The 6,033-nt window shown below is 66.0% G+C and carries 11 protein-coding genes; 10 read left to right on the top strand and 1 reads right to left on the bottom strand.

The features are described 5' to 3' along the window. The 10 genes from AB3X43_RS15230 to AB3X43_RS15185 form a co-directional block, all read left to right on the top strand. Positions 1-404, top strand: a 404-nt coding sequence (locus AB3X43_RS15230) for a flagellar basal body-associated FliL family protein (RefSeq protein WP_369430712.1), incomplete at its 5' end; no start/stop codon positions are given. A 36-nt stretch (positions 405-440) separates the two neighbouring features. Continuing rightward, entirely contained in the window at positions 441-1,439 is a 999-nt protein-coding gene (fliM, locus tag AB3X43_RS15225) for a flagellar motor switch protein FliM (RefSeq protein ID WP_369430711.1), read from the top strand. Continuing rightward, positions 1,432-1,908 (top strand): flagellar motor switch protein FliN, encoded by a 477-nt coding sequence (fliN, locus tag AB3X43_RS15220; RefSeq protein ID WP_369430710.1) that lies wholly within the window; start codon positions 1,432-1,434, stop codon positions 1,906-1,908. Before fliM ends, fliN begins: the two co-directional genes overlap by 8 nt. A gap of 11 nt (positions 1,909-1,919) precedes the next feature. Then, on the top strand, positions 1,920-2,321 hold the full coding sequence (locus AB3X43_RS15215; RefSeq protein WP_369430709.1) for a FliO/MopB family protein: 402 nt from the start codon (positions 1,920-1,922) through the stop codon (positions 2,319-2,321). After that, complete coding sequence (gene fliP, locus AB3X43_RS15210; protein ID WP_369430708.1) at positions 2,311-3,084, top strand: flagellar type III secretion system pore protein FliP; 774 nt, start codon at positions 2,311-2,313, stop codon at positions 3,082-3,084. The genes AB3X43_RS15215 and fliP overlap by 11 nt, the downstream gene beginning before the upstream one ends. A gap of 9 nt (positions 3,085-3,093) precedes the next feature. After that, a complete protein-coding gene (gene fliQ / locus AB3X43_RS15205; RefSeq protein ID WP_294000076.1) occupies positions 3,094-3,363 on the top strand; it encodes a flagellar biosynthesis protein FliQ in 270 nt (89 codons plus the stop codon). A 21-nt stretch (positions 3,364-3,384) separates the two neighbouring features. Next, on the top strand, positions 3,385-4,149 hold the full coding sequence (fliR, locus tag AB3X43_RS15200; RefSeq protein WP_369430707.1) for a flagellar biosynthetic protein FliR: 765 nt from the start codon (positions 3,385-3,387) through the stop codon (positions 4,147-4,149). A 15-nt stretch (positions 4,150-4,164) separates the two neighbouring features. Continuing rightward, positions 4,165-4,719: a hypothetical protein gene (locus AB3X43_RS15195; protein ID WP_369430706.1), complete on the top strand. Its 555-nt coding sequence runs from the start codon at positions 4,165-4,167 to the stop codon at positions 4,717-4,719. Between the two features lie 9 nt (positions 4,720-4,728). Beyond that, positions 4,729-5,190, top strand: coding sequence for a PTS sugar transporter subunit IIA (locus tag AB3X43_RS15190; RefSeq protein WP_369430705.1), 462 nt, complete (start codon positions 4,729-4,731; stop codon positions 5,188-5,190). Continuing rightward, positions 5,159-5,428, top strand: coding sequence for an HPr family phosphocarrier protein (locus tag AB3X43_RS15185; protein WP_369430704.1), 270 nt, complete (start codon positions 5,159-5,161; stop codon positions 5,426-5,428). The genes AB3X43_RS15190 and AB3X43_RS15185 overlap by 32 nt, the downstream gene beginning before the upstream one ends. A 17-nt stretch (positions 5,429-5,445) precedes the next feature. Here the strand turns inward: AB3X43_RS15185 and AB3X43_RS15180 are convergent. Beyond that, the coding region (locus AB3X43_RS15180; RefSeq protein ID WP_369430703.1) for a GNAT family N-acetyltransferase at positions 5,446-6,033 on the bottom strand (588 nt) is incomplete at its 5' end.

Genomic DNA, 6,033 nt, shown 5'->3' with positions numbered 1-6,033 from the left:
CGCACAAGCCCCACAAGCGGGACGCCCATACGCCGCCGGCCTATCTGCCGCTGGAGCCCTTCGTCGTCAACCTGGCGGACCGCGACAGCGACCGCTATGCCCAGATCGGCATCACGCTGGAGATCGACGACGCGAAATTCGCCGATGAAATGAAGGCCTACATGCCGGCGATCCGCAATGCGATCCTGATGATCCTGTCGCACAAGACGGCGGCCGACATGCTCGGCCGCGAGGGCAAGGAAGTGCTGGCCGGCGAGATCGCCCGCGAGGCCGTGCGCCCGATGGGCATCAACATCGAGGCAGACTCCGACGAAGAGGGGGCGCCTGTCAAGAAGAAGCACCGGGCCGCGCCGGTCTACAACCCGGTGCAGCAGGTGCATTTTTCCAGCTTCATCGTGCAGTGATCGCTGATCCGTGCGCCTCTCGACCGCGAGAACACCATGAGTCAGCTGAATCTGTCCCAGGATGAAGTCGATGCGCTGCTGGACGGCATCTCGGGTGATGTGCCTGGAGATGTGTCCGACAAGCCCAAAGGGCAGGTGCGCGACTACAACCTGGCGAGCGAAGAGCGCATCGTGCGTGGGCGCATGCCCATGCTCGAATCCATCAACGAGCGCTTCGCCCGCAATGTCTGCCCGGTGATGACGGCGTTCACGCACCGGACGATGGAAATCTCGGCCGGCGACATCAAGGTCCACAAGTACAGCAACTACTTGCGCGAGACCATGGTGCCGACGAACTTCAACATCGTCTCCATGCGGCCTCTGCGGGGCGTGGGACTGGTGGTGTGCGATCCGAGCTTCGTGTTCGCGGTGATCGATGCGCTGTTCGGTGGCGTCGGCAAGTACCCGGTGCGCATCGAGGGCCGCGAGTTCTCGGCGACCGAACACCGCGTGATCATGCGGCTGGTCGAGATCGTGCTGTCGGAATACAACCGTGCCTGGCAGGGCGTGTACCCGGTCGAGCTGGCCTACCAGCGTTCGGAAATGCAGCCGCAGTTCGTCAACATCGCTTCGGCGAGCGAGCTGGTGGTGAGCACGGTGTTCACGGTGGAGATCGGCGAGTCGGTCGGCACGATCCAGATCTGTTTTCCCTATTCGTCGCTGGAACCGATCCGCGATGTGCTGCGCAGCAGCAACCAGGGCGAAGGACCGGGCAAGGATGGTCGCTGGGTGCGGATGCTGTCCGACGAGATCCAGTCGGCCGAGGTGCAGCTGGTGGCCGAGCTGGCCCACGCGCCTGCCACGGTCGAGCAGTTGCTGGCGATGAAGGCCGGTGATTTCATCGAGCTGGAACTGGACAAGATGATCCGGGCCAAGGTGGACGGCGTGCCGGTGGTCGAAGCGAGCTACGGCACTTCGAACGGACACTACGCGATCCGTGTGGAACGCATGTTGACCAGCCCGCAGGTGAGCTGGATCGGAGATCAAAATGTCTGAAGAGTTGGATTCTGGCCTGTCCGAGCAGGATGCCCTGGCGGCGGAATGGGCCGCCGCACTGGACGAGGCGCCTCTGGGGCAGGACATCGGGTCGGCGGTCGATGCGCTGCCAGCCTATGGGTCTGGCGTGCCGCAGGCCGCTGCGTTCACCGACTTTGGCAGTGCTGCGGAGATGGCCGCTTCCGGTGGAGCACCGGGTGGCAAGGATCTGAACCTGATCCTGGACATTCCGGTCCAACTCACGGTCGAACTCGGCCGCACGCGCATTCCCATCAAGAACATCCTGCACCTGGCGCAAGGTTCGGTGGTCGAACTCGATGCGATGGCCGGCGAGCCGATGGACGTGCTGGTCAATGGCTACCTGATCGCGCAGGGCGAGGTGGTGGTGGTGAACGAGAAGTTTGGCGTGCGTCTGACCGACATCGTCACCCCCAGCGAGCGCATGCGCCGCCTGTCCCGCGGCAACTGAAAGATGCTGCGATGACGCATCCACTGACTTCCCTGACACCACTGATCTGGCTGGCGCTGATCCTGGTCTCGATCCCCGCGGCACTGTGGCTGCTCAAGCGCAGCGGCTATGCGGGCCTGTCGTCGCGCGTGGCGCCTGGTGCTGTGCGGGTGGTGTCGCAGTCGGTGCTTTCGCCGCAACACCGTCTGGTGACCGTCGAGGTGGGCGAGGGGGGTGACCGCTGCTGGCTGGTGCTGGGCATGACCGGGCAGCAGATCTCGGTGCTGCACCGCCTGGTGCCGCCGCCTGTCGCCGATGCGGCTGCTCGTGGCGCAGCGTTGCTGCCGTCGATCGCGGGTACCAGCTTCGGCCATCTGCTCAACCAGTGGCGCCGCGGGCCACAAGGTCCGGCGGTGAAATCCCATGAACAATGAGCCGAGGCGTTGGCCGGGTCTGCCGGTCGGGGCTGCGCTGGCGCTGTTGGCCGGCCTGTTTCCGGCGCTGGCGCAGGCGGCTGCGCCTGCTGCTGGCCTGCCGCTGATGGTCGGGCAGGGTGGTGGGGGTGGCACCTACTCGGTGCCGATCCAGACGCTGCTGTTCTTCACCTCGCTGTCCTTCCTGCCCGCCATGCTGCTGATGATGACGGGGTTCACCCGCATCGTCATCGTGCTGAGTCTGCTGCGTCAGGCCATTGGCACACAGGCGGCACCGCCCAACCAGGTGATCATCGGCCTGTCGATGTTCCTGACGATGTTCGTGATGGGCCCGACGCTGGACAAGGTCTACGCCGATGCCTACAAGCCCTACGCGGCCAGCCAGATCAGCTTCGAGGACGCGGTCGCGCGCGCCGAGGGACCGATGCGCCAGTTCATGCTGCGCCAGACCCGGCAGTCCGATGTGGCGCTGTTTTCCCGTCTCGCCCGACTGGAGGGCACGCCCAAGCCCGAGGCGATTCCGCTGCGCGTGCTGGTGCCGTCGTTTGTCACCAGCGAGCTGAAGTCCGCATTCCAGATCGGTTTCCTGATCTTCATTCCCTTTCTGGTGATCGACATGGTGGTCGCCAGCGTGCTGATGAGCCTGGGGATGATGATGCTGTCGCCGGTGCTGGTGGCGTTGCCGTTCAAGCTGATGCTGTTCGTGCTGGCGGATGGCTGGAATTTGCTGCTCGGCTCGCTGGCCGCCAGCTTCTCGATCTGAGGCCGGACCATGGATTCCTCCCAAGTGTTCACGTATGGCCAGGAGGCCCTGGTGGTGCTGCTGACCGTGGCCGCGCCGATGCTGCTGACCATCCTCCTGGTCGGCGTGGTGGTGAGCGTGCTCCAGGCGGCGACGCAGCTGCATGAGGCCACGTTGTCCTTCGTCCCCAAGGTCCTGGCTGGCGTGGCGGTGATGATGGTCGCCGGCCCGTGGATGCTGACGACGCTGGTGGAGTATCTGCAGCGTGTGCTCCAGGCGATTCCCGGTGCGGTCGGCTGACCGGCGGTCGCTGTCCGCTCCATGATCGGCTTCAGCGAAGCGCAGATTCTCCAGTGGGTGCTGCCGCTGCTCTGGCCGCTGCTGCGGATGCTGGGCCTGTTCACGGCGGCGCCGGTGCTGTCGATGCGCTCGATTCCCATGCGGGTCCGGGTCGGATTGGCGGGACTGGTGGCGCTGTGCGCACAGCCCTCCATGCCGGCGATGCCGGTCGTGCCGCTGGACAGCCCCGCGGCGCTGGCGATGGTGGCGCAGCAGGTGGTGATCGGCCTGACGATCGGCTTTGCGGCCAAGGTGGTGTTCACGTCGATCGAGTTCGCGGGTGAACTCATCGGCCTGCAGATGGGCCTGAACTTCGCGAGCTTCTTCGATCCGACCAGCGGCTCGCAGGTGACGGCCACGGCGCGGTTCTTCAACACGATGGCCGCCTGGCTGTTCGTCGTGATCAACGGGCACCTGCTGCTGACGGCGGTGGTCGTGGAGAGCTTCCAGCGTTTCCCGGTGTCCGACCACCCGCTGGACCTGCTGCTGCAGATCCAGCCGCAGGTCTGGGGTGCGGACCTGTTCCGCTACGGCCTGTGGATCGCGCTGCCCACCATCACGATGCTGGCCTTCGTCAATCTGGTGCTCGGACTGATTTCCCGGGTGGCCCAGCAGCTGCAGATCTTCTCGATCGGCTTCGCCATCACCATCACCGTCGGGCTGTTCGGCTTGCTGGTCACACTGCCGATGCTGCAGTCGCCGATGCTGGCGGTGCTGGAGCGGCTGCTCGTGCAGTTCCAGCCCTGAAGAGATAATGCGGGAATGTCTCGCCTGATCCTGTCCCTGTCCCGACGAATCCTGTGCCCGCTTGCCCTGTTCGGCCTGCTGGCCGCGTGTTCGCCGACGCTCAACTGGCGCGACGTGGACATCGGTCCGCAGACGCGGATGCAGTTCCCTTGCCGACCTGAGCGCGCCGAGCGGTCACTGGTGCTGGCCGGTGCCCCGACACGGGCAGCGATGTGGGTGTGCGATGCGGGCGGGCTGTCCTGGTCGGCCACCGTGCTGGACGTCGGCGATCCGATGCGCCTGACCACCGTCCTGCGCGAATCGCGCCTGAGTCTGGCGACCAGGCTTCAGGGGAGCGAGGAATCGGTCCAGCCGATCCGGATCGCCGGCATGACGCCCAACGACGAGACGCGCCGCGTCGTGATCGCCGGGCCGTCGGGCGCGGGTCAGTCGGCGCGCGCCGAGGCCGTGTTTGCCGTGCGCGGCCTGCAGGTGTTCCAGTTCGTCGTCATGGCACAGCACGGTGCACCGGCGAAGTGGGCGGAGGGTGCCGACGAATTCCTGCGCAGCGTGCGCTGGCCCGACCGATAATCCGCGCCCATGGCCTGTTTGCTGATCATCGCCCATGCCCCACTGGCCTCGGCCCTGAAGGCCGTGGCTGCGCACACCTTCCCCGACGAGGCCGACAAGCTGCGGGTGCTGGACGTGTTGCCGGACATGCCCAGCGAGGAGGTCGAGTCGCTGGCGCGGGCACTGCTGCCTGCCGAGGACGATGCCGCCGACCCCGAAGCGCTGATCCTCTGCGACGTGTTCGGCGCGACGCCCGCCAATGTGGTGCAACGTCTGGTGGACGGCGGGCGGATCCGGGCTGTCGCCGGCGTCAATGTGTCGATGCTGTGGCGCACACTGGCCTCCCCCTTGCACGCGACGGTTGGTGAACTCTTCGACCGCGCCATGAAGGGCGGTGCCCAGGGCGTGCTCCCTGTGGCATCCACCCGTCCTCAAAACCAAGCTTTCCCTCCTGGCGGCCATGATCCGAACCAACATCACCATCAGCAATAGGCTCGGGCTGCATGCCCGTGCGTCGGCCAAGTTCACCAAGTTGGCTGGCAGCTTCCCATGCGACATCTTCGTCAGCCGCAACGGTCGGCGCGTCAATGCCAAGAGCATCATGGGGGTGATGATGCTCGCCGCCGGTCTGGGCAGCGAGATCGAGATCGAGATCGACGGTGCCCGCGAGCAGGAGGCGATGGATGCCCTCTGCGCCTTGGTCAACGACAAGTTCGGCGAAGGCGCCTGATCCGGCCTGGTGCGAGATCAGTTGCCCAGGAAGTGCCGCCGGTATTTTTCGGGCAGGTCCTGCAGGCGCATCATCATCGGCAGGTCGGCGGTATTGAAGTCCGGATCCCACGCCGGCGCGCCGAGTACCTTGGCCCCGCAGCGCAGATAGCCCTTGATCAGCGCTGGCAGCTCGGCTGGCAGGTCGCGGCGCAGATCGTCGACTGGCAAGGCCAGCCGGGGTTGCACTTGCAGCTCGACCGGTGCCAGGTGGGTGGCGCGCAGGCGTTCCCACAGGCTGGCTGCCACGTGACCGCCGTCATGCATTGACACGCTCGCACAGCCGATCACGGTGTCGAGCCGATTGGATTGCAGAAACGCCCCCAGGGCTCCCCACAACGCGAGGATCACGCCGCCCTGGCGGTGTGCAGGGTGGACGCAGGAGCGACCGAGTTCGGCGGTGCGACCCAGCCGGGCGCGCAGCGGACCGAGGTCGAACTCGGTGTCGCTGTACCAACTGCCCAGGCGCTGGGCCGCATCGGGCGTCAGAACCCGGTAGGTGCCGATCACTTCGCCGGCCTGCGGGGAGTCGTCCTCGCAGCGCACGATGAGGTGCTCGCAGTACGG

Origin of the sequence: Sphaerotilus sp. (genome assembly GCF_041083715.1) — a bacterium.
In the GTDB taxonomy this organism is placed as follows: domain Bacteria; phylum Pseudomonadota; class Gammaproteobacteria; order Burkholderiales; family Burkholderiaceae_C; genus Sphaerotilus.
The sequence above is the reverse complement of the archived record's forward strand: the minus strand, read 5'-3'. Positions and strand labels throughout refer to the sequence as shown.